The 24,191-nt window shown below is 43.9% G+C and carries 21 protein-coding genes; 12 read left to right on the forward strand and 9 right to left on the reverse strand.

Annotated features, from left to right (window positions below; all coding sequences use genetic code 11):
- Nucleotides 1-78: 78 nt before the first annotated feature.
- The 6 genes from QVD32_RS03925 to QVD32_RS03950 are packed head-to-tail and all read left to right on the forward strand — an operon-like array spanning nt 79 to nt 6,275.
- Nucleotides 79-546, forward strand: a complete 468-nt coding sequence (locus tag QVD32_RS03925; RefSeq protein WP_008862532.1) for a NuoI/complex I 23 kDa subunit family protein — start codon at nt 79-81, stop codon at nt 544-546.
- Between the two features lie 8 nt (nt 547-554).
- A complete protein-coding gene (locus QVD32_RS03930; RefSeq protein ID WP_008862531.1) occupies nt 555-1,073 on the forward strand; it encodes an NADH-quinone oxidoreductase subunit J family protein in 519 nt (172 codons plus the stop codon).
- Between the two features lie 6 nt (nt 1,074-1,079).
- Nucleotides 1,080-1,391: an NADH-quinone oxidoreductase subunit NuoK gene (nuoK, locus tag QVD32_RS03935; RefSeq protein ID WP_118686880.1), complete on the forward strand. Its 312-nt coding sequence runs from the start codon at nt 1,080-1,082 to the stop codon at nt 1,389-1,391.
- A gap of 5 nt (nt 1,392-1,396) precedes the next feature.
- Nucleotides 1,397-3,304, forward strand: a complete 1,908-nt coding sequence (gene nuoL / locus QVD32_RS03940) for an NADH-quinone oxidoreductase subunit L (protein ID WP_008862529.1) — start codon at nt 1,397-1,399, stop codon at nt 3,302-3,304.
- A gap of 35 nt (nt 3,305-3,339) precedes the next feature.
- Nucleotides 3,340-4,830 (forward strand): complex I subunit 4 family protein, encoded by a 1,491-nt coding sequence (locus tag QVD32_RS03945; RefSeq protein WP_046411356.1) that lies wholly within the window; start codon nt 3,340-3,342, stop codon nt 4,828-4,830.
- Nucleotides 4,831-4,841: 11 nt separating this feature from the next.
- The gene (locus tag QVD32_RS03950) at nt 4,842-6,275 is read left to right on the forward strand and encodes an NADH-quinone oxidoreductase subunit N (protein ID WP_008862527.1); all 1,434 of its coding nucleotides are present in this window, start codon (nt 4,842-4,844) and stop codon (nt 6,273-6,275) included.
- A gap of 113 nt (nt 6,276-6,388) precedes the next feature.
- Here the strand turns inward: QVD32_RS03950 and QVD32_RS03955 are convergent, their stop codons facing one another.
- Nucleotides 6,389-7,258, reverse strand: a complete 870-nt coding sequence (locus QVD32_RS03955) for an AraC family transcriptional regulator (RefSeq protein ID WP_118686879.1) — start codon at nt 7,256-7,258, stop codon at nt 6,389-6,391.
- 139 nt (nt 7,259-7,397) lie between these two features.
- On the opposite strand from QVD32_RS03955, the gene QVD32_RS03960 reads away from it, so the two are divergent.
- Nucleotides 7,398-9,341, forward strand: coding sequence for an alkyl/aryl-sulfatase (locus tag QVD32_RS03960; protein ID WP_195242023.1), 1,944 nt, complete (start codon nt 7,398-7,400; stop codon nt 9,339-9,341).
- 234 nt (nt 9,342-9,575) lie between these two features.
- Here the strand turns inward: QVD32_RS03960 and QVD32_RS03965 are convergent, their stop codons facing one another.
- Both QVD32_RS03965 and pta read right to left on the reverse strand, forming a co-directional pair.
- Entirely contained in the window at nt 9,576-10,784 is a 1,209-nt protein-coding gene (locus QVD32_RS03965; protein ID WP_046413059.1) for an acetate kinase, read from the reverse strand.
- A 16-nt stretch (nt 10,785-10,800) separates the two neighbouring features.
- Nucleotides 10,801-11,808, reverse strand: a complete 1,008-nt coding sequence (gene pta / locus QVD32_RS03970) for a phosphate acetyltransferase (RefSeq protein WP_287710150.1) — start codon at nt 11,806-11,808, stop codon at nt 10,801-10,803.
- 229 nt (nt 11,809-12,037) lie between these two features.
- Between pta and QVD32_RS03975 the strand changes: the two genes are divergently transcribed.
- From QVD32_RS03975 to QVD32_RS03985, 3 genes are all read left to right on the forward strand, one after another.
- Nucleotides 12,038-12,421, forward strand: coding sequence for an START-like domain-containing protein (locus QVD32_RS03975; protein WP_046413063.1), 384 nt, complete (start codon nt 12,038-12,040; stop codon nt 12,419-12,421).
- 120 nt (nt 12,422-12,541) lie between these two features.
- Entirely contained in the window at nt 12,542-14,485 is a 1,944-nt protein-coding gene (locus QVD32_RS03980) for an LptF/LptG family permease (RefSeq protein WP_021891614.1), read from the forward strand.
- 2 nt (nt 14,486-14,487) lie between these two features.
- On the forward strand, nt 14,488-15,705 hold the full coding sequence (locus tag QVD32_RS03985; RefSeq protein ID WP_008862520.1) for a bifunctional 3,4-dihydroxy-2-butanone-4-phosphate synthase/GTP cyclohydrolase II: 1,218 nt from the start codon (nt 14,488-14,490) through the stop codon (nt 15,703-15,705).
- 119 nt (nt 15,706-15,824) lie between these two features.
- Here QVD32_RS03985 and QVD32_RS03990 read toward each other — a convergent pair whose 3' ends face one another.
- The 6 genes from QVD32_RS03990 to dacB all read right to left on the reverse strand — a co-directional run bounded on the left by QVD32_RS03990 (nt 15,825) and on the right by dacB (nt 21,898).
- Nucleotides 15,825-16,955 (reverse strand): AAA family ATPase, encoded by a 1,131-nt coding sequence (locus QVD32_RS03990; RefSeq protein WP_021891613.1) that lies wholly within the window; start codon nt 16,953-16,955, stop codon nt 15,825-15,827.
- A gap of 214 nt (nt 16,956-17,169) precedes the next feature.
- Nucleotides 17,170-17,808 (reverse strand): hypothetical protein, encoded by a 639-nt coding sequence (locus tag QVD32_RS03995; protein WP_021891612.1) that lies wholly within the window; start codon nt 17,806-17,808, stop codon nt 17,170-17,172.
- An 89-nt stretch (nt 17,809-17,897) separates the two neighbouring features.
- Nucleotides 17,898-18,773 (reverse strand): Cbp1 family collagen-binding glycoprotein adhesin, encoded by an 876-nt coding sequence (locus tag QVD32_RS04000; RefSeq protein ID WP_021891611.1) that lies wholly within the window; start codon nt 18,771-18,773, stop codon nt 17,898-17,900.
- Nucleotides 18,774-18,790: 17 nt separating this feature from the next.
- Nucleotides 18,791-19,516 carry a 16S rRNA (cytidine(1402)-2'-O)-methyltransferase gene (rsmI, locus tag QVD32_RS04005; protein WP_008862514.1) on the reverse strand — a complete coding sequence of 242 codons (726 nt, stop codon included), beginning with the start codon at nt 19,514-19,516 and terminating at the stop codon, nt 18,791-18,793.
- 4 nt (nt 19,517-19,520) lie between these two features.
- Nucleotides 19,521-20,420 carry a DUF8457 domain-containing protein gene (locus tag QVD32_RS04010; RefSeq protein WP_021891610.1) on the reverse strand — a complete coding sequence of 300 codons (900 nt, stop codon included), beginning with the start codon at nt 20,418-20,420 and terminating at the stop codon, nt 19,521-19,523.
- Between the two features lie 80 nt (nt 20,421-20,500).
- Nucleotides 20,501-21,898: a D-alanyl-D-alanine carboxypeptidase/D-alanyl-D-alanine endopeptidase gene (gene dacB, locus QVD32_RS04015; protein WP_021891609.1), complete on the reverse strand. Its 1,398-nt coding sequence runs from the start codon at nt 21,896-21,898 to the stop codon at nt 20,501-20,503.
- Between the two features lie 343 nt (nt 21,899-22,241).
- Here dacB and QVD32_RS04020 point away from each other — a divergent pair, with 343 nt between their 5' ends.
- Together QVD32_RS04020 and QVD32_RS04025 are read left to right on the forward strand one after the other, a co-directional pair.
- Nucleotides 22,242-22,844 carry a thymidine kinase gene (locus QVD32_RS04020; RefSeq protein ID WP_021891608.1) on the forward strand — a complete coding sequence of 201 codons (603 nt, stop codon included), beginning with the start codon at nt 22,242-22,244 and terminating at the stop codon, nt 22,842-22,844.
- Between the two features lie 52 nt (nt 22,845-22,896).
- Nucleotides 22,897-24,030: an AI-2E family transporter gene (locus tag QVD32_RS04025; protein ID WP_008862510.1), complete on the forward strand. Its 1,134-nt coding sequence runs from the start codon at nt 22,897-22,899 to the stop codon at nt 24,028-24,030.
- Nucleotides 24,031-24,191 lie beyond the last annotated feature (161 nt).

Consider the following 24,191-nt stretch of genomic DNA (forward strand, 5'->3'; position numbering starts at 1 on the left):
AGAACCAAGCTCTTTTTTATGAACGAAATAAACCATAGTGTTAACTAATAAAAATAGAAGAGTTCTATAAAGAAATTTATGGGAAGTTTTAAAAATTACATCACATCTTTCTGGAAAGGATTACTGAGCCTTCTTAAAGGAATGGGGGTTACCGGTAAGTATTTTTTCAGCCGGAAAGTTACCGAACAGTACCCTGAGAATAGGGCTACATTGAAAATCCCCGAGCGTTTCAGAGGTACGTTAACTTTGATTTATGACGAAAACGGACAGCACAAGTGCATTGCGTGCGGTATTTGTCAGATGAATTGCCCGAATGGGACAATCAAAATCGAGGCTTCGAAAATTACCACCGAAGATGGTAAGACGAAACGAGTGTTAGATAAATATGTGTATGATTTGGGTAGTTGCACCTTTTGCCAATTGTGTGTGACTACATGTCCTCACCATGCTATCAAATTTACAAACGAGTTTGAGCATGCCGTTTATACGCGTGAGAAGTTGGTGAAACAACTGAATCGTACCGATAACCCAACAGAAAATAATTGATTAACATTATGGAACAAATAGCAAATCAAGTTATCTTCGGCTTGCTTGCATTGGTCATCGTGGTTTGTTCGATTCTTACGGTAACCACGCGGCGCATATTGCGGGCGGCTACTTACCTTCTGTTTGTGCTTTTTGCGACGGCGGGTATCTATTTCCAGCTTGACTATACATTTTTAGGAGCCGTGCAATTGGCCGTTTATGCCGGTGGTATCGTAGTCTTGTTCGTCTTCTCTATCTTGTTGACGAGTCACCCGGGAGACAAATCGGAATTGTTGACACCTAAAAAACGTGTAGTAGGTCTTATTGCTTCGATATTCGGTGCAATCGTGTGCGGATATACATTATTTACTTATCCGTTTTTCACGAAACCGCTTACCAGCGTAATTACCGGAGAGGTAGATATGAAAGAAATAGGGCATGCTCTTATGGGTATGGACAAGTTTCAGTATCTGTTGCCTTTCGAAGCTGTCAGTGTGTTGTTATTGGCTTGTATCATCGGTGGCATTATGATTGCCCGTAAAAGATAAGAGACTATGGAAATACCAATGATTGCCTATTTGGTGGTAAGTACCATCATGTTTTTTGCCGGAGTTTACGGGTTCGTCACACGTAAAAATATGCTGGCTATGCTCATTTCCCTTGAATTGATGCTGAATGCGGTGGATATCAATTTTGTGGTGTTTAACCGTTACCTTTATCCCGAGGCATTGGAGGGATTCTTTTTCACCCTCTTTGCAATAGGCATCGCCGCTGCCGAGACAGCGCTTGCTATTGCGATCATTATCAATATTTTCCGTCATATACGGAATGTTGAAGCGCGTAACCTTGATAAAATGAAATATTGATCGATATGGAATATTCAGTTATAATACTTTTACTTCCGCTTTGCATGTTCCTGTTTTTGGGACTTGTGGGGCATAAGTTGAGCGAACGTGTTGCCGGGATATTGGGAACAATCGGATTGTCGGTAGCTGCCGTTTTGGCTTATGTAGTGGCGTTCAACTATTTTACCATGCCCCGCAATGCAGAAGGCGTTTTCGACACCTTGCAGCCGATCAATTTCGAATGGTTGCGTTTTACAGAACATTTGCATATTGACTTGGGCATTTTATTAGACCCTATTTCCGTGATGATGCTGGTTGTTATCACAACCGTGTCGTTGATGGTTCATATTTATAGTATGGGCTATATGCATGGAGAAAAAGGGTTCCAGCGTTATTATGCGTTTTTGTCGTTGTTCAGCTTCTCCATGTTGGGGTTGGTGGTAGCGACGAACATTTTCCAAATGTATATTTTCTGGGAGTTGGTAGGTGTTTCTTCCTATTTGCTCATCGGATTTTATTATACTAAGCCGGCGGCTGTATCTGCTTCTAAAAAGGCCTTTATCGTTACCCGTTTCGCCGACTTGGGCTTTTTGATCGGTATTCTTATCCTCTCGTTCTTTACCGAGACTTTCGATTTTGCTACATTGATGTCCAATCCTTCGGCATTGGTGAGCGAAACGGCCGGCATGACCTTTATGGGCTGTTCGGTAGCCGCTTGGGCTATGGCTCTTATCTTTATGGGAGGTGCAGGTAAGTCGGCTATGTTCCCGTTGCATATATGGTTGCCCGATGCGATGGAAGGTCCTACTCCTGTATCGGCGCTTATCCATGCCGCTACGATGGTTGTAGCCGGTGTTTATTTGGTAGCCCGGTTGTTCCCTATGTATTGTGCCGTGCCCGAAGTGCTCGAACTGATTACATGGGTAGGAGCCATTACCGCTCTTTATGCTGCTGTCGTTGCGTGCGTGCAGACCGATATTAAACGGGTGCTCGCTTTCTCGACCATTTCTCAGATCGCTTTCATGATGGTAGCGTTGGGAGTTGCCTCCGATGTCGATTTGCACACCGGACTCGGTTACATGGCTTCCATGTTCCACTTGTTCACGCACGCCATGTTTAAAGCGCTGCTTTTCTTGGGTGCGGGTTGCATTATCCATGCCGTTCACTCCAACGAAATGTCCGAGATGGGAAACCTTCGCAAATATATGCCTGTGACCCATATCACGTTCCTTATCGCATGTTTGGCTATTGCCGGTATTCCTCCGTTCTCGGGATTTTTCAGTAAAGACGAAATCTTAACCGCCGCATTCGAAAAGAGTGCGTTCTGGGGCGTTTGGATGACGGCTGTCGCCGGTCTGACGGCTTTTTACATGTTCCGCTTGTATTACCGTATCTTCTGGTGGAGCAAACCTTCTTACGAACATCATACTCCGCACGAGGCTCCTGCTGCCATGTATTTGCCTTTGGTATTTCTCGCGTTGGTTACGTGTGTTGCCGGATTCATTCCTTTCGGAGAATTCGTATCGGTAAACGGCGAGGCCTATCATATACATCTCGACTGGTCGGTAGCGACTACAAGTATTATAGTCGCAGTAGCCGCTATCGCTTTGGCTACATGGATGTACCTCTCGGAAAATACCAAACCCAAAGCTCTTGCCGATAAGTTCCGTGCTTTGCATACGGCGGCTTATCATCGATTCTATATGGACGAGCTCTATATGTGGGTGACTCATAAAGTGATATTCCAGCGAATTTGTCGGCCTATCGCATGGTTCGATCGTCATATCGTCGATGGCACGATGAATATGTTGGCGACCGTTACCAACGGGGTTTCCTACGGCATACGCAAGTTGCAGTCGGGATATATCCAGTGGTATGTATGGGTATTCATTATGGGTGCATTGTTAATCGCCGTATTGGCCATGTGTTTTTAACTGATGGTTGAACGATAAAATATTAAAGAAACACTATGAATTTTCTATCATTATTTGTGCTTATCCCTCTCTTGATGATGCTGGGTCTTTGGATCGCAAGAGATATGAAACAGATACGAACGGTAGCGGTTATCGGTTCGACCATTTTGTTGGCGTTGTCTGTATATACTCTCGTTGAGTTTTTGGCCGAACGCGCTGCCGGAAATACGGCTACAATGCTGTTTACCGATAGCAGAATGTGGTATGCTCCGTTAAATATTCACTATGCTGTGGGTGTGGACGGAGTGTCAGTGGCCATGCTATTGCTTTCTTCTATTATTGTATTTGCCGGAGTGTTCGCTTCTTGGAAGATAAATCCTCTTCCCAAAGAATATTTCTTGTGGTTCATGTTGTTGTCTACCGGTGTATTCGGTTTCTTTATTTCGGTGGACCTTTTCACTATGTTCATGTTCTACGAAGTGGCGCTTATTCCCATGTACTTATTGATAGGTGTTTGGGGAAGCGGCAGAAAGAACTATTCGGCAATGAAACTGACCTTGATGTTGATGGGTGGTTCTGCTTTGTTGATGATTGGTATCTTGGGTATCTATTATCAATCGGGGCTCCATTCGATGAATGTAGTCGAAATTGCCGAGCACGGTAATATCCCCATGAACTGGCAATACTTCTTGTTCCCGATGACTTTCGTGGGATTCGGTGTGTTGGGGGCTATGTTCCCGTTCCACACATGGTCGCCCGATGGTCACGCTTCGGCTCCTACGGCAGTGTCTATGTTGCATGCCGGCGTATTGATGAAATTAGGAGGATACGGTTGTTTCCGTGTAGCCATTTATCTGATGCCTCAGGCTGCGACCGAATTGGCTTGGATATTCTTAATACTTACCGGTATCAGTGTAGTTTACGGAGCGTTCAGCGCTTGTGTTCAGACCGACCTCAAATACATCAACGCTTACTCTTCGGTGAGTCACTGCGGTTTGGTTTTGTTCGCCATATTGATGTTGAACACGACGGCTATGACCGGAGCCGTGATGCAGATGCTTTCTCACGGTTTGATGACCGCTCTTTTCTTTGCCCTCATCGGTATGATTTATGGACGTACACATACCCGTGATATTCGGGAGATGGGAGGTTTGATGCAAATCATGCCGTTCCTTTCGGTTTGTTACGTGATTGCCGGTTTGGCTTCGTTGGGTCTCCCGGGATTGAGTGGCTTCGTTGCCGAAATGACTATATTCGTCGGTTCGTTCGAGCATACAGATACGTTCCACCGAGTGTTTACCATCGTAGCTTGTACTTCGATTGTGATTACGGCGGTTTATATTTTGCGGGTTGTTGGTAAACTTTTGTTCGGCGCTGTTCAGAACGAACATCACCGGGAGTTGACCGATGCCGAATGGTGGGAACGTCTGTCGGCCATTACCTTGATCGTATGCGTGGCCGCTATCGGCTGTTTCCCGAATTGGATTGCCGATTTGATTCGTCAAGGTGTGGAACCTATAACTAATTTGTTGTCTCAAGCTCTTTAATAAAACAGTATATGGACTATTCACAGTTTTTAATTATGCGCGGAGAAATATCGCTGCTGCTTGTGTTTTTGCTGATATTTCTTTTTGACACCTTTGGAGGGAAAAAGAGCCTCAAAGGATTATCCATTACGGCATGCGTTTTATTCGCCCTGCATACGGTTTGGAATATAATACCGGTCGATTCTGCTACGGCGTTCGGGGGTATGTATCAGACTTCTCCCATAGCTTCGATGGTTAAAACCGTACTCAATATAGGCACATTGATTGTTTTGTTACAATCCATTTCGTGGTCCGATACCCCCGATGTCAAATTGCGCCGAGGAGAGTTTTACGAATTGTTATTGGTTACCTTGTTCGGTATGTATTTAATGGTTTCGTCGGGACACTTCTTGCTGTTCTTTATCGGACTCGAAACCGCATCGTTACCGATGGCCGCTTTGATAGCTATCAATAAGAAAGATACGGAATCGTATGAGGCGGGAGCCAAATACCTCTTTACGGCGGTTTTCTCTTCGGCTGTCTTCCTGTTGGGCCTTTCGTTCCTCTATGGAGTATCGGGCTCTCTCTATTTCGGCGATATAGCCGTAGCGATTGCATCTAATCACACGCCACTGTTGATCGCCACGCTCGTTTTTGTATTGGCCGGTATGGGATTCAAACTTTCGCTGGTTCCGTTCCATTTGTGGACAGCCGATGTTTATCAAGGAGCTCCCACACAGGTGACTTCTTATTTGTCGGTTATATCGAAAGGGGCTGCTGCTTTTGCATTGATGTTGATCCTTTACAAAGTCTTCTTCCTAGATCCTGTCATCTGGCAAGGTATCATGTGGGCTTTGATCGTGTTGACCATTACAGTGGGTAACTTGTTCGCTATTCGTCAGAAGAATCTGAAACGCTTTTTGGCTTTCTCTTCTATCTCTCAGGCAGGATATATTATGTTGGGTATTATAGCAGGTTCGGCACAGGGTATGGCTGCGTTGGTTTACTATGTGCTGGTGTACATATTCTCCAACTTGGCTGCATTCGGTGTGATATCGTCTGTTGAGCGTAGTAGTGGAAAGGTAGGAATGGACGACTATAACGGTCTGTACAAAACCAATCCCAAGTTGAGTGTCGTTATGATGTTGGCGATGTTCTCTTTGGCGGGAATTCCTCCCTTTGCCGGATTTTTCAGCAAATTCTTCATTTTTGCTTCGGCTATCCATTCAGGATTCTATATTTTAGTACTTATCGCCTTGTTGAATACCATTATTTCGCTTTATTACTATTTGTTGGTGGTAAAAGCTATGTTCATCAACAACGAGAACGATTGTGCCATAGCTCCGTTCCGTAGCGATAACGCTTCCCGTGTCAGCCTGATTGTTTGTGTCGCCGGTATTTTACTGTTGGGAATCGTAAGTTGTGTCTATACCTACTTCACAGATCTCAGCTTGATAGGAGCTTAATGATAGAATAAAGAGCAAAATAATTCCTTGTATCATGTTAGACAGATGGCAGACAGCTATCTGTCTAATTTTTTTTGTATGAAGTCAGTACAGGTAGCGAATATTAGCGACTATCATGTGTTGCTCATAGAAATTTTGCGGTATCTTTCGGGCGATATGCCTGCCACTCTACTAAAATATTTTGAGAATAGAGATTGGTCGTTGAAACCCAATTCATAGGCGATTTCTTTAATTGACATAGGGGAGTTGCGTAGAAGAATTTGAGCTTCGAGTACGGTATATTCCTCGATCCATTGTGAGGCACTGCGACCGCTTGCTTGTCGGATAACAGTTGTCAGGTGTCGTGGAGTCAGAGACAGAGCATCGGCATAGAATGAAACACGCCGATGCTGTCGGTAATTGGTGTGCAGTGAATCTAAGAAATCATAGAGAATCTTTTTGCTGTGCGAGGCAGGTGCTGCGGTTGCTTCCCGGTTTTGGCAGATATTGCGTATTTGAAAAAATAGACCGACGATGAGGGGATATAAAGTCCCTATCGGATCATGTTCGGTAGTATCGGCACAAAGGCAAAGCAGTTCATGAAAACGAGCAAGCCGATTTCGTTCCTCTTCCGTAACGATGATGAAAGCATCGTGCGCGGCAATTGAGCTTAATGTTCGTTCTGTAAAGAGTAATTGCCTCCAAAAGGATTTGGATAATAGCAGTCCGACGCATAGAAAATCGGGACTCCGTTTTACAATGCGACAGGCACATGGAACAGTGAAGCATAGTAAATGCTCCTTATCGAAATGATAGGTTTGTAAATTGATTTCTATTTCCATTTCCCCATTCCAACATAAAAAGAGACATGGAACATCGATTTTGACCGGATAGGCATGTGCGCCAAACAAATCCTTTTCACGCCATATTACGAAGGGTCTCTCTCCATCGTCGAGTTGCATACGCCTTAATAGAGTTTCAAATGTAAAAATCTGGTCTTGCATACAAAAAGACATTATTTCTTAATATATATAAGGAATTATATAGGATAATCGTACAAAAATACAAAATATAAGCAGAATAATACATTGCCGGATCCAGCATATCTCCGTTACTTTGTCGTGTAATCAAATTTAGAGAATAATGAAACGAAAAATTTTGAGTATTGCGTTTGGTTTGGTAGTTGTACCGTCGGCAATTATGGCGCAGACAGCAGCGACAGAGCATACAATACGTGCTAACGAGGCTGTAAAAACAGAGTTGGATTTCAATGACCGTCAGGATTTCGAGGATGCCAGTCGGGGATTCATTGCGACAGTTAACACTTCGGCCATCATGACCGAAGATGGGAAGGAGTCCTATTCGCTCGAAGGTTGGGATTTCTTGAAAAACGATGTTCCCGAAACTGCGAATCCGAGTCTTTGGCGACAGTCGCAGCTCAATCGCTTCAACGGTCTTTTTGAGGTCATTCCAGATAAACTCTATCAGGTTCGTGGTTTCGATATCGCCAATATGACCTTTATTCGTTCTGATCATGGTTGGATTATTATTGATGTAACAACGACCAATGCAGCTGCAAAAGCTGGTTATGACCTCATTAAGAAACACGTGGCCGATCTGCCGGTTGAAGGGGTTATCTTTACCCACCCGCACGGCGACCATTATGGAGGTATTGCAGCTATTCGCGAGGGGTCATCGAAGAAAGATTTCGAAATCATTGCGCCCAAAGGGTTCATGGCATCGGCTCAAAACGAAAATGTGCTAGCCGGTGTGGCAATGACTCGTCGGGCTACTTATATGTACGGCCTGCAATTGGAGCCGAGTGTTACGGGCAATCTCGGCTGTGGCTTAGGACAGGCTATGTCTACCGGTAGTAAAGGTATTGCACGCCCGACAATCGAGATCGAAACCACCGGTGAGAAACATACGATTGATGGAGTAGAGATGGAATTTGTCTATGTACTTGATACGGAAGCTCCGGTAGAAATTATGGTATGGTTTCCTCAAATGAAAGCATTCTGTACAGCCGAGGATATGACGCATAATATGCACAATCTGCAAACTTTGCGCGGTGCAAAGGTCCGTAACGGTTTGTTGTGGAGCAAAGCCGTGGATACGGCTATCGAACGTTATGGTGATGAAGTGGAGGTTTCGTTTGCCACACATCATTGGCCGACATGGGGAAATGAACGCATCGTAGATTATTGGGAGGCACAACGCGATTTATACCGGTATTTGCATGACCAAACCTTGCACATGGCCAATCGAGGTCTGACTCCGAATGAAATTGCCGAAGAGATGCAATTGCCTGCTTCTCTCGCTTCGCAGTTCCATTGTCGGGGTTATTATGGCACATTGAGTCATAACGTAAAGTCTCAGTATGATCTTTATTTCGGTTGGTTCGACGGAAACCCTGCACACTTGAATCCGCTGCCCCCTACGGAACTCGGAACTAAGTATGTCGAGGCAATCGGAGGTGCGGAAAAGGTTCTTGAAGTGGCCCGGGCTTCTTATGATAAGGGCGATTATCGTTGGGTTGCAACTCTGCTTGACCATCTTGTATTTGCGGAGCCGCAGAATATGGCGGCTCGTCGTCTGTTGGCTGATACCTACACACAACTGGGGTATCAGGCCGAGAGCGGTCCGTGGCGCAACTTCTATCTGACCGGCGCTCGTGACCTGCTGAAAAGCGATGTCCCTTATACTTCACAGCTCATTAACGATGGTGTGTTGGCGCAGATGGATATGGGAATGTTACTCGATTATTGCGCGATTCAGTTGAATGGAGAAAAGGCCGCAGACAAAGAGGCAGTCATCAATATAGACTTCACAGATACGAACGACAAAGTTGTGCTTATATTGAATAATGGTGTTTTGAACCATCGCTTGAATCGACAGGAGAAGGAGGCAGACCTTACGTTGAGTATCGCCAAAATGGATTTCGTAAAGCTGTTCTTTGGACGTACTGATACCGAAGCCTTACGTAATGCTGGCAAGATTAAGATGCAAGGAGATGAGAAGGCTATTGAAATGCTTCGCTGTTGTTTTGAAGCTGCCGATTCAAACTTCAAAATCGTACTGCCTTAAAAATTGGACGTGATATAGTAGTTCCCGGCGGAGGTATAAAATTTACCTCCGCCGGTTTGTTTATAAAATTATAAGTACGTATAGACCGGTTAGGTAATCTGACGATTGTTGAGATAGCGAAAGTAATGATGGAGAACCCATTTCTCAATTAAAACTCCCAAATTAATCTTGAATCAGGAAAATAAAAAAGGCGTACAATGCGTACGCCTTTTCTCGACATGTATGTATAAGATATTATTTCATTTTGCCGGACAGAACGGCTTTTGTATCCGAAGCAATCATGTATTCTTCGTCTGTGGGAATGACGACTACTTTTACTTTTGATGCCGGGGTGCTTATCACACATTCCGTTCCATGAATCTGTTTATTTATTTCGGGATCGATTTCTACTCCCATAAAAGCCAACGGTTTACATACGGCTTCGCGCGTTATGGTTTGATTTTCGCCTACACCTCCGGTAAAGACGATGATATCTACTCCGCCTAACGCCGCAGCATAAGCTCCTATGTATTTGGTGATTCGGTATTCATACATTTGTAACGCCAAAATAGCCCGTTCGTTTTTTGCGGCGACTCCGGCTTCTATGTCTCTCATGTCGGAAGATAATCCCGATATACCAGCCACTCCGCTTTTTTTATTCACCAAATTTGCTACTCCGGCAGAATCGAGGTGTTCTTTGTCCATTAAATAGGTGAGGACTCCTGCATCGACATCGCCCGACCGAGTTCCCATCATTAATCCTTCAACCGGAGTCATACCCATAGAGGTGTCGACAGACTTCCCGTCTTTAATCGCCGTAATGGAACCTCCGTTTCCGATGTGGCAGGTAATTATGCGTTGTTTCTCGTAGGGCACTCCTAAAAACTCGCAAGCTCGTTTCGATACGTAACGATGACTTGTTCCGTGGAATCCATATCGGCGTATCCCGTATTTTTTATATAAATCGTAGGGAAGGGCATACATGTAGGCATGCGCGGGCATGGTTTGGTGGAATGCCGTATCGAATACTCCTACTTGCGGAACCGTAGGCATCAATTTGGATATTGCTTCGATACCCGCCATGTTGACTGGATTGTGCAACGGCGCTATATCGTAACATTCTTTTATTTTTTCGATAACTTCGTCTGTGATGAGCACGCTTTTGTTGAATTTTTCTCCACCGTGCACGACCCGATGACCAACAGCATCGATTTCATCGAACGACTCGATACACCCATATTCTTTACCGGTGAGTACATTCAGTATGTTTTGAATAGCCGAATGGTGTTCCGGCATACTGGTTTTTAAAATTACTTTTTCTCCGTTGGGCAAAGTTAGTTTCAAGAAAGAATCTTCCAATCCTATTTTTTCTGCTCCTCCTTGTGCCAATACGGACTTGGAGTCGATGTCGAATAATTTGTATTTTACCGACGAGCTACCGCAATTTAATACTAATATTTTCATAAGGCATGCATTAAGGTTATTTTTTCAAACTGATGGCTTGATTACAAGTAATGGCTATCATTTTATAGATATCATCGACCGAACAACCTCTGGAAAGATCGTTGACCGATGCGGCGATTCCTTGAAGAATAGGACCTACGGCTTCGGCATGAGCTAACCTTTGAACCAGTTTATAAGCGATGTTGCCTACTTCGAGCGAAGGGAATACCAGTACATTCGCATGTCCGGCAATCTCGCTACCCGGAGCTTTGCTTGCTCCTACGGCCGGAACAATCGCTGCGTCGGTTTGCAACTCTCCATCGATTTTTAGAGAAGGTTCCATCTCTTTGGCCAGTCGGGTAGCCTCCACTACTTTATCGACCATTTCATGACTGGCACTGCCTTTTGACGAGAAACTCAACATGGCGATACGTGGATCGATGTTAGCGATATCTCGGGCTGTTTTCGCAGTGGATACAGCTATTTGGGCGAGTTCCGAAGCTGTCGGGTTGGGTAATACGGCACAATCGGCGAAAACCATCAATCCGTCTTCTCCGTATGAACGATCGGGGACGAACATGAGGAATGCTCCCGAAACGACCTTTACGCCGGGAGCGGTTTTGATAATTTGAAAAGCCGACCGTAACACATTACCTGTCGTGTTACGAGCTCCGGCAACTTCGCCGTCGGCATCTCCGTTTTTAATCATGAGGCAACCGAGGAAAAGAGGATCTTCGACCATCTTTTCGGCTTTTTCGAGGGTTACGCCTTTGGCTTTTCTTAGCTCATATAGAAGTTGAGTATATGTTTCTTTTTTTTCGTGGTTTGTAGGATTTACCAGAGTCGCCTTGTCGATGTGTTTCAGCTTGTACCGATCGGCAAGTTCCATAATTTCAGACGGTTCCCCGATGAGTATAATATCGGCGATGTTGTCGGCCAATATTCGGTCGGCTGCTTGTAAAGTACGTTCTTCCGTTCCTTCGGGTAAAACAATACGCTGTTTGTTTGCTCGGGCTTGTTCTACCATTCGTTCCATTAAATTCATAGTCGGATTGGTTTATGTGTTATTTAGACATTGCAAATGTAGTAATAAAATGTAATATCAAGATTGCAATTTAGGGTAAATATTATATAAAAATATCCCGAATTTTCTTTTTATATTTATTTTTTCTTGTTTTGCTATGTAAGATAAAAATAATATCTATATATTAGCCCCGAAAAAGAAAGAACTTTAATCGAAATTAAGCGGGAAATACTATAATATTGAGAGATTTATGAATAAGGAAAAGTTTATTGTAGAGTATGATTTAAAAAGTGTTTCTCCAACTTTGTTGTGGTCGTATATAGGAACGAAGAACGGATTGGCCGATTGGTTTGCCGACGATGTGCAAAACGAAGAGAAATTATTTACTTTTTTTTGGAATAAGTCTTCTCAGCAGGCTCATCAGATAGCTGTGCGTAGCGGGAGTTATATTCGGTTTCATTGGTTGGACGATGAAGATGAGAAAAGTTTTTTTGAACTTCGCATATCTTCTTCGGAATTAACCGGGGCGACTATGCTGGTTATTACCGATTTCGCATATCCCGACGAGATGGCGGACAGCCGTGGTTTATGGGACCACCAGATAGAGACTCTCCGTCGTAAATTGGGTGTATGACTTTTCTTGAAGAGGTTGAAGGGGAAGTTTTAATTTAGTGTTCTTCCGCAATAATCGTTATCGGCTGTTCGGAAATTCATTTTTTTGCGCTACTTTTGCATTCTGATAACCGGCGAAAGAATGTTCTATATCAAACGACTATACAGGTTTATTCTGAAAAGTTTCTTGCCCCTGTTTCTGATGACATTCTTCATCTGCCTTTTCATCGTGTTGATGCAATTCCTGTGGAGGTATGTCGATGAGATGGTGGGGAAGGGATTGGAAATGTCCGTATTGGCCGAGTTGTTTTTCTATGCCGCTGTGACAATGGTTCCTATGGCTTTGCCGTTGGCTATTTTGTTAGCGTCGTTGATGACTTTCGGTAATTTGGGAGAACGATTGGAATTATTAGCGATAAAGGCGGCGGGTATTTCTTTGCTCCAAATCATGCGGCCGTTGGTTATTTTTCTTATATTTGTTGCTATCGGGGCTTTCTTTTTCCAGAATAATGTTTTGCCGAAATCTCAGGTAAAGATGTGGACATTGCTTTATTCCATGCGGCAAAAATCTCCCGAACTCGATATTCCCGAGGGTGTATTTTATGATCAGATTAGCGGGTATAACCTTTATGTGAAAAAGAAAGATCATAAAACGGGTATGCTCTATGATGTCATGATTTATGATATGTCGGCTGGATTCGATAATGCCATGATTATTTTAGCCGATTCCGGGAAATTGAAAATGACCGATGATAAAGAACATCTTTTCTTAACGTTATATAGCGGGGAATCTTTTGAAAATCTCAGGGACCAAAGGACGAGCACCAGCAATATTCCCTATCGACGGGAGACCTTCTCGTTGAAGGAGATTATGATTGCATTCGATGCCAATTTCAACCGAATGGACGATGGTATCATGCAGAACCAATACATAGGAAAAGACTTGGCGGCATTGCAATCTTCTATCGACTCGATGACTTATCGGGTAGATAGTATCGGAAATAATTATGCCAATAGCTTGAAAGTATCGGGTTATTTTGCTTTATACGACCGTCCGGGCATGCATGTTTCGAAAGAGGATTCGATACGCGAGCAGAAGGCTGTCGCCGAGGCTGCGGAGTTGAATCTCGATAGTTTGTTCGACGGCGGCAGCCTCCAACGTAAGCAGTTGTATTTGGATCGTGCCGTGGCAAGAGCCGGACGATATAAATCGGATTATGAATTTCGCAGCTATACGATGGGCGATGAAAATAAAGTCATCAGGCGTCACCAGATCGAGATGTACAAAAAGTTTACGCTTTCGTTTGCCTGTATCATTTTCTTTTTTATAGGGGCTCCGTTAGGGGCTATTATCCGCAAAGGGGGATTGGGAATGCCGGTGGTGGTGTCGGTATTTATGTTTATCTTTTATTATATTATCGATAACAGCGGTTATAAGTTGGCAAGGGACGGACGTTGGGAAGTGTGGGAAGGTATGTGGCTCAGTTCTGCGGTGCTTCTACCATTGGGTATATTTTTGACCTATAAGGCGGTGAAAGATTCGGCCGTGTTTAACCCCGACGTGTATATCAATTTTTTCAGAAAATTGATCGGTCGCCAAGAATTGCGTAAGGTTGTTTTGAAAGAGGTGATTATCGAGGATATGAATCCGATGGAAGCCATTGAAAGGGCTCATCGTTTGTCTGATTCTTGTCAGCGGTTCCTTGATAAGGTGGGACGGAAGCGTCAGTCTTATTGGAAATATTGTTTGTACGGATATAACAAATCGGATATAATTGCATTGGGAAACCAAATTAACGAACTGGTCGATTATGTCTCGAACAGCCATAGTCAGATGGTGATTAGTAAGCTGATGGATTATCCTATTTTGCGTAATTTGTGGGTTTATCGTCCAGCTCCATCGGTGAAATGGGGTTATGTATTGGCGGCTCTTTTCCCGATAGGCTTGTTGTTATATTGGATAGGTTCACGGCAGCAACGACTGTTGCGGAATGAAGTGGAAGCTATCGTTCACACGAATGAAGAGTTGTGCGTACAGTTGGAGAAAGAGGAGAGCGATAGAATTGAAGAGAATAAAACTGTATAGATATGAGTAAAGATACGATTTTAAGTTCGATAGAAGATGCTGTCGAAGATTTCAGACAGGGTAAATTTTTGATTGTGGTCGATGATGAGGATCGTGAGAATGAAGGCGATTTTATCATCGCCGCAGAAGCCATTACCCCAGAGAAGGTAAATTTTATGTTGGCTAACGGCCGAGGAGTTTTGTGTGCTCCCATTACCATGCAGCGTTGTGAAGAATTGAATTTATACCGTCAGGTGAATCACAATACCTCTATGCTGGGTACACCTTTTACAGTAACCATCGATAAATTGGAGGGTTGTACGACAGGTGTTTCGAGCCACGACAGGGCGGCTACGATACGGGCTTTGGCCGATCCTTCTTCGACGCCCGAGACATTCGGGCGTCCCGGACATATAAATCCTCTTTATGCCCAAGATAAAGGAGTCTTGAAAAGAGCCGGACATACGGAGGCTGCGGTCGATTTGGCACGTTTGGCCGGCTTATATCCCGCAGCCGCATTGATCGAAATTTTGAATGAGGACGGTACAATGGCTCGATTGCCTCAGTTGGCTAAGGTAGCCGAAAAGTTCGGTATAAAGATTATCGCCATACGTGATTTGATCGCTTATCGCCTGAAACAAGAGTCGATGGTAGAACGTGGAGACGAGGTGGATATGCCTACGGAGTACGGACATTTCCGGTTGATTCCGTTCCGTCAGCTTTCCAATGGGTTGGAACATATCGCTTTGATAAAGGGATCTTGGGAACCCGATGAACCGATATTGGTTCGGGTTCATTCCTCGTGTATGACGGGTGATATTTTCGGGTCGATGCGTTGCGATTGCGGGGAGCAGTTGCATAAAGCCATGCAGGCGGTCGAATCCGAAGGAAAAGGTGTCATTGTTTATATGAATCAAGAAGGCCGGGGTATAGGGTTGATGAATAAAATCCGAGCCTATCGTTTGCAGGAGGGCGGTCTCGATACAGTGGATGCCAATTTGCATCTTGGATTTAAAGCCGATGAACGGGATTATGGTGTCGGGGCGAGTATTTTAAGGGATATAGGAGTCCGTAAGTTACGATTGATGACGAATAACCCGGTAAAGAGAATCGGTTTAGAGGCATACGGACTGGAAATTGTCGAAAACGTGCCTATCGAAGTTACACCCAACGAGTACAACCGTCGCTATCTGCTGACCAAAGAGAAGCGCATGGGGCATACGTTACATGTGGAAGAGTAGTAAAAAGAGCTTTTTCTAATGGAATAAAATTGGAGGTCATGATGAAATGGCTTCCAATTTTATTTTTAAGATTAGATATATTTATAGGATTTTAGATGAAATCCTATAAATATGTGATATTATATTCCCAATTCCTTTTTTAGCCACACTTTCATCACCGGGTCGGGAATAACAACTTGACGTTTCTCGATTTCTATAAGTTCTTTTTTTACTAATGCTCGTTTTATTATACTGACATTTGCCGATGAACCAAGTTGATATTTTTGTAGAACCTCTTGTGTAGTAAACTCACTATGAACCCCGTCTATGACAGCTCGCAGGAAATTCATTTGATAAGTAGTAAGGCTTTCGGTCTGTTTTTCGAACAATGGAGTATTCTGGTCGATGATATCCTGATATGCCGCCTCAAAATCCTGCTCGGTAGCAGTTTTATCCGTATGAATCCATACCAACCATGCTAACTGCTGTACGTAAGACGAATGGTTATCCACCCTTTGACATATCTTTTCGGCCAACTCTTTTGAAATCTGCTTGCCCGTAACTTCAAATCGCCTGCGTATGTAATCTATCCAATCTGTTGTACCTATCTTCTGTAAATAAATGGCATCGCCGAACTTGTAAAACGGCAGGTTCTTTTTCTCGAACAGTTCATTCATCAAATGCTTTTTACTGCCGAACAGACAATAGGATACCGACTTTTGTAGTTGCCATACAGAGCGCAGCCGTTTCTGAAATGTTTTAGAATCCTTGAACTCGGCAATCTGCTGAAACTCGTCGATACACACGACAATATTACAACCTTTCTTCTGTGCTATTCTTTCCGGAAGTTGTAAAATATCATCGACATCGTGGCTCTTGGGATTCATTTCGAGCGAAATGGAAAAATCTGTCATCGGATCTGTACCTATTGAGATTTTAGGACTGATACGAGAAAGGAATAGCTTGGCATTTTCCAACCATTCATCTAATTTCGAAGATGTTTGTTTGAGAATGGCAGCCGCAAATGCGGTATAGAAATCCTTGTCGTTACGACAAGAGAAAATATCGAGATACACAACTTTCAATTTATCGGATTGAGCCAAACCACACGCTTTCTGTACCAATGAAGTCTTACCCCAACGGCGAGGCGAAATCAGCACTGTATTTACACCATGCCGGAAATTGAGTAATAAACGTTCCGTTTCTTTCTCTCGGTCGGTAAAATTATCGCCCGATGTTGCAACACCAAATATAAAAGGCTTATTCTCCATCATCTTCACATATTATTTTGATGTAAAGATAAGTAATAATATTATTACTAATGACATTGTTACTAATAAATTTATTATAGACAATGTTTTTTATCCATGTCTATGTTTGCCCTTTATTGGGTTACATATCTTCGCCGAGGTTTATCGAAAGAACCGGAGCAGGGATTTTTGTTTTAAGACTGATACCGAAGTGTTTGTTGTGTCGGCCGGCGATTTACAACGGGTGCGACTCGATGCGTATCGTGAGATCGTCGTTAATGATACCACCTTGCCACATACCTTCGATGGTGATGGGGGTCTGACTCGTCATTTCGGTCAGCCAGATGGTGTATGCTATATCGTAGTAGGTGATGCTGTACCGGCCGTAGAAGTAGGTTTCGGTATGTGGGGGAATGATGGTCTCTTCGCCCGTCCGGTCGATTTCGGCCAGAGTCTGTTGAGTAATCTGCTGAAAACTGTACAGCGAGTCTCCCAGTATGATGCGGTTGTCGTCATCGACATAACAAGGAGTTCTCACTAGCAGGGTGTCGGTGTAAATCTGGGCAAATACAGGGTCTTCGCTGGAAAAGCAAGAGTAGTTGTAAAGCGGCTCTTCCAGAGTGGGAGTGAAGCGCCATTCTGAATCGAGGGAGTTTGAAAAGATGGTTAGACATATTTCGTCTGCCTGTTGGGTACTTTTACGGCTCCAATAGTCGAAGTGGTATTGGATACTGTCAACGACAAAGCGGCGGTCGCGAGCCGGGGGCAACTCGGGACGCTCGGGGTTGTGCGGTAAAACCGATTCTTTTTCAAAAAAACTGTCGCACGAGGTGAACAATAGCAGAGCCAGCAGGGCGGGCAGGTAGCGGTCCATGGATATAGGGTGGTGTGTTTAGTAAGGACAACCGACGAGGCCGGAGGTATCACCTCCGGCCTCGTCGGGGGAATGGGATTCGTATTCGATTAGTTGAGCTCGACAACTAGATAGCGGCTCAGACTCCAAAAACTATCTGGGTTGGTGATTACTAAGGTCAAATAACCTTCGTTATCTTTTTGAAGTTCGTATGTGCCTTCGGGGTGATTGGTCAATAGTTTTGCTTTTTTACTGTCGAAAGGTATGTCGTGTAATTTGCGCATATCGACTGCCGTGAAGTAGTTTTTATTAAATTCTCCTTCCATTACTTTTTTCGAAGAGAACAGACCTCCGCCTTCGACAATTTTTTGTTCTTTCAACTCTTTGTTCGTGCCCAATGCGTAATATACCGTATTAAGAGCCTCGTCTTGGGTCATGAGCACTTCTTTTTGCTGCTCGTTTTCAGTAGTGAGGTGCTCTACCTGACCGGTCAGATTCGTTACGGCCTCGTCCAATTCGGCGATGCGTACGTCGCGTTTAGCCAAAGATTCTTGTAAAGAGGTTATGAGTTGTGTTTTTTCCTCGATTTCGTTTTGGAGACGAGTCACTGTTTTTTGCAGGGCAGCCGATTGGTTTTTGTTTTGATTGAGCTGCTTTTGGAGTTTTTCCAAACGTTCTTTGTTTTTTTGCAAAGTCTCGGCGACCAGTGTCATATCGTTTTTGATTTGTTCCCGGGTAGTCAAGGATACTTCTCCGTTGGCATCTTTTTGTGTTACCAAATAGTTTTCGGCCTCTTTTATTTGCCGAAATCCATCTTCGACTTCATTCATCAGCTGGATCATTTCGTTGAAATCCGCAGTCGTTTGGGCGTTGACTCTGAGCAGAGAGTCATTTTCTGCTTGAAGTTTCCTTACTTCGGTCGATTGGTTCGTACAGCCAATCATTAAAACTGATGCTGCGATAGCAGCTGTAATAGCCTTTTTCATAATCGTTAAAATTAAATTTATAGATAGGTATCGCTTTTAGGGTACTTTTCCTTTTTTTTCTCTTTGGGTTTGTCGGGAGCTCCTGCTATAATAACGACGATTTCTCCTTTCGGTTCGTGTTCCGAGAAATGAGTTATCAATTCGTCGATTGTTCCCCGTACGGTTTCTTCGTGTATTTTGGAAATTTCACGACTTACCGATGCCGCTCTTTCTCCCCCGAAAGTTTCTTTGAATTGAATGAGCGTTTTGAGCAGACGAAACGGAGATTCGTAAAAAACGATTGTGCGTGGTTCTTCCGCCAATTCGGTCAGTCGTGTAGCTCGGCCTTTCTTTTGGGGAAGGAATCCTTCGAAACAAAATTTTTCATTCGGCAACCCCGATGCTACCAATGCCGGCACAAAGGCTGTCGCTCCGGGCAGGCATTCGACGGTGACATCTCTTCGTCGGCACTCTCTTACCAAAAGGAACCCAGGGTCGGAGATGGCCGGAGTACCGGCATCCGAAATAAGAGCTATGTTTTCTCCTCCTTCTATCCGGGAGACGATTCCTTCGATGGTTTGATGCTCGTTGAATTTATGGTGGGACTGCATGCGAGTGTGTATGTCGAAGTGTTTCAATAATATGCCGCTTGTGCGGGTGTCTTCCGCCAAGATACAATCTACTTCTCGCAGAACGGAGATAGCCCTAAATGTCATGTCTTCGAGATTTCCCACCGGGGTGGGTACTACATACAGTTTTGCCATACTGCTATAAAAAATGTTTTTGTACGATTTTCATGAATTCGGCGACGTCGGGGTTCTCTACGTCCCAATTCAAGTCATTTAAAATGTAATCTTCTGCTTCTTCGTATGACTGCATGGCATCTATCAGAGATAGCGTTTCGTTCATACGGATATCGCTGTTACCGAAGAGTTCACGACGGAATCTGAACCGGTCGTTCAAACTTAATGCCTTACGGAGCTCTTTGGCTTGTTGACGTTGAAGGGCTTCTTCGAGAGTTACGGGAGTTGCAGGTTCCTCTTCTTCGATGATTTCTTCCGTATTTTCCTCCTCATATAAATCGGGCTCCTCATAGTCTTCTTCCATATCTTCGTCAAATTCGTTGGAGTCTTCGTACTCGTCATCGTTTTCGTCTTGTACAGCCGATAGTTCTTCCCCATTCAGTTTTTCCCACGGATAGAGCGTGTCGTTTTCTTCTTCATTTTCTTCGGTATCGTTTTTGTGGGTGGGTTCGTTATTTTCTATAATCGGACTTTCCGAATAATCTTCCGTATCGGCGATATTATTGTCAGTGTCCAGCTCTTCACCGGATTCTTCGGATTGCTTTTCTGTGGGGATTATGTTTTCGTCGGTGATGTGAGAAGATACGGGTTCGCCGACTTTTTCGAGGGGATTTTCCATGCTTGGAATCGCATCTTCGTGTGTCGTTGTCTTGACCGATGTGAAGGGATCGTAGCGAAGTATTCCGTCCCAAAATTCAGGCTGTCGAAGTTCACGGGTCAATCGTGTAATTTCTTCGGCTTTTTCTTTTGCCAGTTTTAACAGTATGGCAGGAGCCGTATCTCCCGCTTGATCGATGACAAACAAGAGTTCCCTCAACTCTCCTAACAGGTCTATGATGTGTACGATACGACTATCTCGAAGCATAACATATACATTTAGTTATTTCACAAAAATAATGATAAAATGATAGATGCGTGTATCGTGTGAAAGTTTTTTAGTCGGTATTACTCTTTTTTAGAAAGAACCTGAGTCAAAAGGGTAGATATTTTTTGTTTCAGTTGAGCCCTCGTGCATGTATAGTTGTTGATCATGACGACTATCGCATATCGGTTTTGGGGAGTCGTGTAATATCCGGCGTAGGCGTGTACATCGCTCATGCTTCCGCTTTTCAGTCGTAGTTCGCCGGGCAGTTCTCCATGCTTCATAATTGTGGCGACAGAGCCTTCTTTTCCCGCCAAAGGAAGCGTTTGCACGAAATACTCTCCAATCAGTGAGTCTCGGGCTGTTTCTTTGAGGACGCAATTCAGATATTTGGCTGAAACTTTATTGTTGCGAGCCAATCCCGAACCGTCGTACATGAATAGTTCGAGAGAGTCGGCTTCGTAATTTTGCCAGTATTTACGGATTATGTCGATACCTTTTTCTGCGCTCCCTTTCTCATGAGCCGACAGAGACAAGAGTCGGAGTACGCTTTCGGCATACAGGTTGTCGCTGCGTACATTCAGGCTGTGTACTATATCTCCGAGATAGTCGGACGGATAGTGAAACCATGTCGTTTCCGGGAGTTGACCGAGATTGGAGTTTTTGACCTCTATTCCCGCTGTTTGAAATTTTTCTTGTAAATCTGTTATGAATAGGTTATCCGGTCGGGCTATCGACAAATAGAGACGGTATCGATCTTTTCTTTTGGGAATAGTTCCCGAAATCGTGTATCGGTTGTTTTTACACTTGACTGTGATGTTTTCTTTTTCGCCTTTTGTCAAACTGGTCTCAACGACAAAACGGTTAGGCGGATTTACTCCGGTTACGTCATACGATTTTCCATTGTATCGCAGGTTTATCTCTATTCGGTTGTCTTTGTATGAAAAAGCATGGCAGCCTGTGCCGTAATCCCAAGCTATATCTTCTACCATCCATTTGGGAGAGATGGCTGGCTCGTCGAATAAGGAGTTATCGACAACTATGCGACCCTCGATCGATTTGATGTGATTGGCCAGAGCTCTTTGTATGATTTGGTCGATGAAATCTTCGGTGTGGCGACTACGGTATGCCGAGCCTAAGGACGGGTCTCCGCCGCCGTGTATCACAAGGTCTCCGTGTAGAGTTCCTGTTTCGTCGATTGTTCCGGTGTGTCCCACTGTCGTGTATAGACAGAATGAGGGGCGATACAATCGCAGAGCCGTAGCGGTCGTAATAACTTTGATCGTCGATGCCGGAATGACGGCTTGTCGTTCGTTGTAAGAGGCGATAGTTTCTCCCGTTTTGACATCGGTAATGCAAATCCCTATCGACGACGGAATAAAAGCCGGGTCGGATACGAATTTGTCGATAATCTGCTGCGTGGTGGCTATGACCGGTAATGCGCTGAATATGAGAAGAAATAATAAGATTCGTTTTGCCATTGTTTTTGTCTGTTGCATTCGTTGCAAAGATAGCGAGAGGTGAGTACAGAGACAAATGGAAATCGTATTCCCGATTTGACTATGCTGAACCGTATTCTATCTTCGTAGTTACAAAGATAATGAAAGGTGAATGTAGAGATGTGAAAAACGGGTGTTTTTCTCTTTTTTATCGAGCTGTATTTTGTCTTGTATTTATCGAAGAAAAGATAAGCCGAAGGAAAAAGCGATGCTGTTTACATGGCGATTCTATTTTTCACTTGGGAGAAATAGTTTGGGAAAGGTTGCCAAAATCGAACTATCTTTTTACTTTTGTTGAAAATATTAAAATAGGTATAATGTAATTATGGTTTTGACCGAAAGTAATTATGAGACAAACCGTAGAGGGAGTATAGAAGTGATCTGCGGGTCTATGTTTTCAGGTAAAACGGAGGAGCTGATACGCCGTTTGAAAAGAGCGAAGATAGCCCGTCAGAGAGTAGAGATATTCAAGCCGGCCATCGACGTGCGTTATTCCGAGGAGAATATCGTTTCGCATGACAGTACTTCTATCCTTTCCACTCCGGTCGATAATTCTCACAGTATATTGTTGATGGCATCGGGGGTCGATGTCGTAGGAATCGATGAGGCGCAATTTTTCGATGAAGGTATTGTCGAGGTTTGTTCCGAATTGGCCAATAACGGGACGAGGGTGATTGTCGCCGGGTTGGATATGGATTTCCGTCGAGTTCCTTTCGGGCCTATGCCTTCGTTATTGTCGATAGCCGATGATGTATATAAAGTCCATGCCATTTGTGTGAAATGCGGGCATTTGGCAAATTATTCCTATCGTTTAGTCGATAACGATAAACGGGTGCTTTTGGGAGAGAAAAACGAATATCAGCCTTTGTGCCGCCGATGCTATTTGCAGGAGATGCAAGCCCGAGAGGATAAAGAGCATTCGGATTAAACTCGAACTGCGAATATTTGTTATGTAGGGTATAATTAAAATCGTTATAGTCATGGTAGACCGACAACCATACACGTTCGACCGTGTTATCCGTATTCTATTCGGTGTAGTCTCCGTCGTGGGATTGTTCTATTTGGTTTACATACTTCGAGGAGCCTTGCTCCCTTTCCTTGTAGCATGGATAGTTGCCTATATGCTCAATCCGTTGGTCGTGTATAACAAGCGGGTGTTTAAATTGAAAGGCAGGGTAGTAGCCATCACTCTGGCTTTTCTGGAAGTGTTGATAACCATATCTTTGTTGTGTGTGTTGTTTCTGCCGTCGATTATCGATGAGATTGCTCATATGAGGGAGCTGTTGAGCGAGTATGTTTACAATTCTTCGAGTATACCTTTCGTCCCGCAAGCCGTACATGATTTTATTCGTGATAATATTAATTTTTCCGAGCTGTCGGGATTATTGAGTCGGGAACAATGGCTCTCGATTATCGAGGAGAGTTTTTCCGGGGCTTGGGGCTTCATCACCGGTTCGGTGGGCGAAATCATCAATATTGTGAGTTGGTTGGTCGTGCTGTTGTATATAGTTTTTATATTGCTCGATTATGACAGGATATTGTGTGGGTTCCAGCGTATGATACCGCAAAAATACCGGCCTATGCTCGTCTCGATAGGGAATGATATAGAGGAGAGTATGAACCGCTATTTCCGGGGACAGGCATTGGTCGCCGGTTTGGTAGGTATCTTATTCAGTATAGGTTTCTTGATTGTAGGGTTGCCGTTGGCTATCGTATTGGGGCTGTTCATCGGGGTATTGAATATGGTCCCCTATTTGCAGCTTATCGGTATTATTCCGACTATCCTGTTATGTCTTGTTTCGGCATCCGATACCGGAACTAATTTCTGGTTGTTGTTCGGTGCTTGCATATTGGTCTTTATCATAGTCCAGATTATCGAGGATGTGTTTATCGTTCCTCGGGTTATGGGTAAGGTCACAGGATTGAATCCCGCTATTATCTTGCTCTCGCTTTCTATTTGGGGCACATTGCTCGGTTTTGTCGGTATGATTATTGCTCTTCCGTTAACGACGTTGTGTCTGTCTTATTATCAGCGTTATGTGATAGGAGCCGATTCTGTCGAGCCACCAGATTCTCCTACTGACACCTCTGTTTCGGAAGAGGTACAAGAATGAAAGATATTATTTAACATATTTTTATAGATATATAATTTTGCAAAAAGAAAAAATAGTTCTACCTTTGCAACGCTTTTACAAAAAGCAACAAGGTTAGATTCGCTAGCTCAGCTGGTAGAGCACAACACTTTTAATGTTGGGGTCTTGGGTTCGAGCCCCAA

The sequence above is a fragment of the Barnesiella sp. genome (genome assembly GCF_022723415.1).
Taxonomy (GTDB): Bacteria; Bacteroidota; Bacteroidia; order Bacteroidales; family Barnesiellaceae; genus Barnesiella; species Barnesiella intestinihominis.

Excerpts from the sequence above, each read along its gene's own strand:
- rsmI (WP_008862514.1), bottom strand. The coding sequence starts at position 19,516 with ATGGCAAAACTGTATGTAGTACCCACCCCGGTGGGAAATCTCGAAGAC.
- pta (WP_287710150.1), bottom strand. The coding sequence starts at position 11,808 with ATGAATTTAATGGAACGAATGGTAGAACAAGCCCGAGCAAACAAACAG.
- QVD32_RS04020 (WP_021891608.1), top strand. The coding sequence starts at position 22,242 with ATGGTTTTGACCGAAAGTAATTATGAGACAAACCGTAGAGGGAGTATA.
- QVD32_RS04000 (WP_021891611.1), bottom strand. The coding sequence starts at position 18,773 with ATGAAAAAGGCTATTACAGCTGCTATCGCAGCATCAGTTTTAATGATT.
- QVD32_RS03945 (WP_046411356.1), top strand. The coding sequence starts at position 3,340 with ATGAATTTTCTATCATTATTTGTGCTTATCCCTCTCTTGATGATGCTG.
- QVD32_RS03975 (WP_046413063.1), top strand. The coding sequence starts at position 12,038 with ATGAATAAGGAAAAGTTTATTGTAGAGTATGATTTAAAAAGTGTTTCT.
- QVD32_RS03965 (WP_046413059.1), bottom strand. The coding sequence starts at position 10,784 with ATGAAAATATTAGTATTAAATTGCGGTAGCTCGTCGGTAAAATACAAA.
- QVD32_RS03925 (WP_008862532.1), top strand. The coding sequence starts at position 79 with ATGGGAAGTTTTAAAAATTACATCACATCTTTCTGGAAAGGATTACTG.
- QVD32_RS04010 (WP_021891610.1), bottom strand. The coding sequence starts at position 20,420 with ATGCTTCGAGATAGTCGTATCGTACACATCATAGACCTGTTAGGAGAG.
- nuoK (WP_118686880.1), top strand. The coding sequence starts at position 1,080 with ATGGAAATACCAATGATTGCCTATTTGGTGGTAAGTACCATCATGTTT.
- QVD32_RS04025 (WP_008862510.1), top strand. The coding sequence starts at position 22,897 with ATGGTAGACCGACAACCATACACGTTCGACCGTGTTATCCGTATTCTA.
- nuoL (WP_008862529.1), top strand. The coding sequence starts at position 1,397 with ATGGAATATTCAGTTATAATACTTTTACTTCCGCTTTGCATGTTCCTG.
- dacB (WP_021891609.1), bottom strand. The coding sequence starts at position 21,898 with ATGGCAAAACGAATCTTATTATTTCTTCTCATATTCAGCGCATTACCG.
- QVD32_RS03995 (WP_021891612.1), bottom strand. The coding sequence starts at position 17,808 with ATGGACCGCTACCTGCCCGCCCTGCTGGCTCTGCTATTGTTCACCTCG.
- QVD32_RS03955 (WP_118686879.1), bottom strand. The coding sequence starts at position 7,258 with ATGCAAGACCAGATTTTTACATTTGAAACTCTATTAAGGCGTATGCAA.
- QVD32_RS03950 (WP_008862527.1), top strand. The coding sequence starts at position 4,842 with ATGGACTATTCACAGTTTTTAATTATGCGCGGAGAAATATCGCTGCTG.
- QVD32_RS03985 (WP_008862520.1), top strand. The coding sequence starts at position 14,488 with ATGAGTAAAGATACGATTTTAAGTTCGATAGAAGATGCTGTCGAAGAT.
- QVD32_RS03930 (WP_008862531.1), top strand. The coding sequence starts at position 555 with ATGGAACAAATAGCAAATCAAGTTATCTTCGGCTTGCTTGCATTGGTC.
- QVD32_RS03960 (WP_195242023.1), top strand. The coding sequence starts at position 7,398 with ATGAAACGAAAAATTTTGAGTATTGCGTTTGGTTTGGTAGTTGTACCG.
- QVD32_RS03990 (WP_021891613.1), bottom strand. The coding sequence starts at position 16,955 with ATGGAGAATAAGCCTTTTATATTTGGTGTTGCAACATCGGGCGATAAT.
- QVD32_RS03980 (WP_021891614.1), top strand. The coding sequence starts at position 12,542 with ATGTTCTATATCAAACGACTATACAGGTTTATTCTGAAAAGTTTCTTG.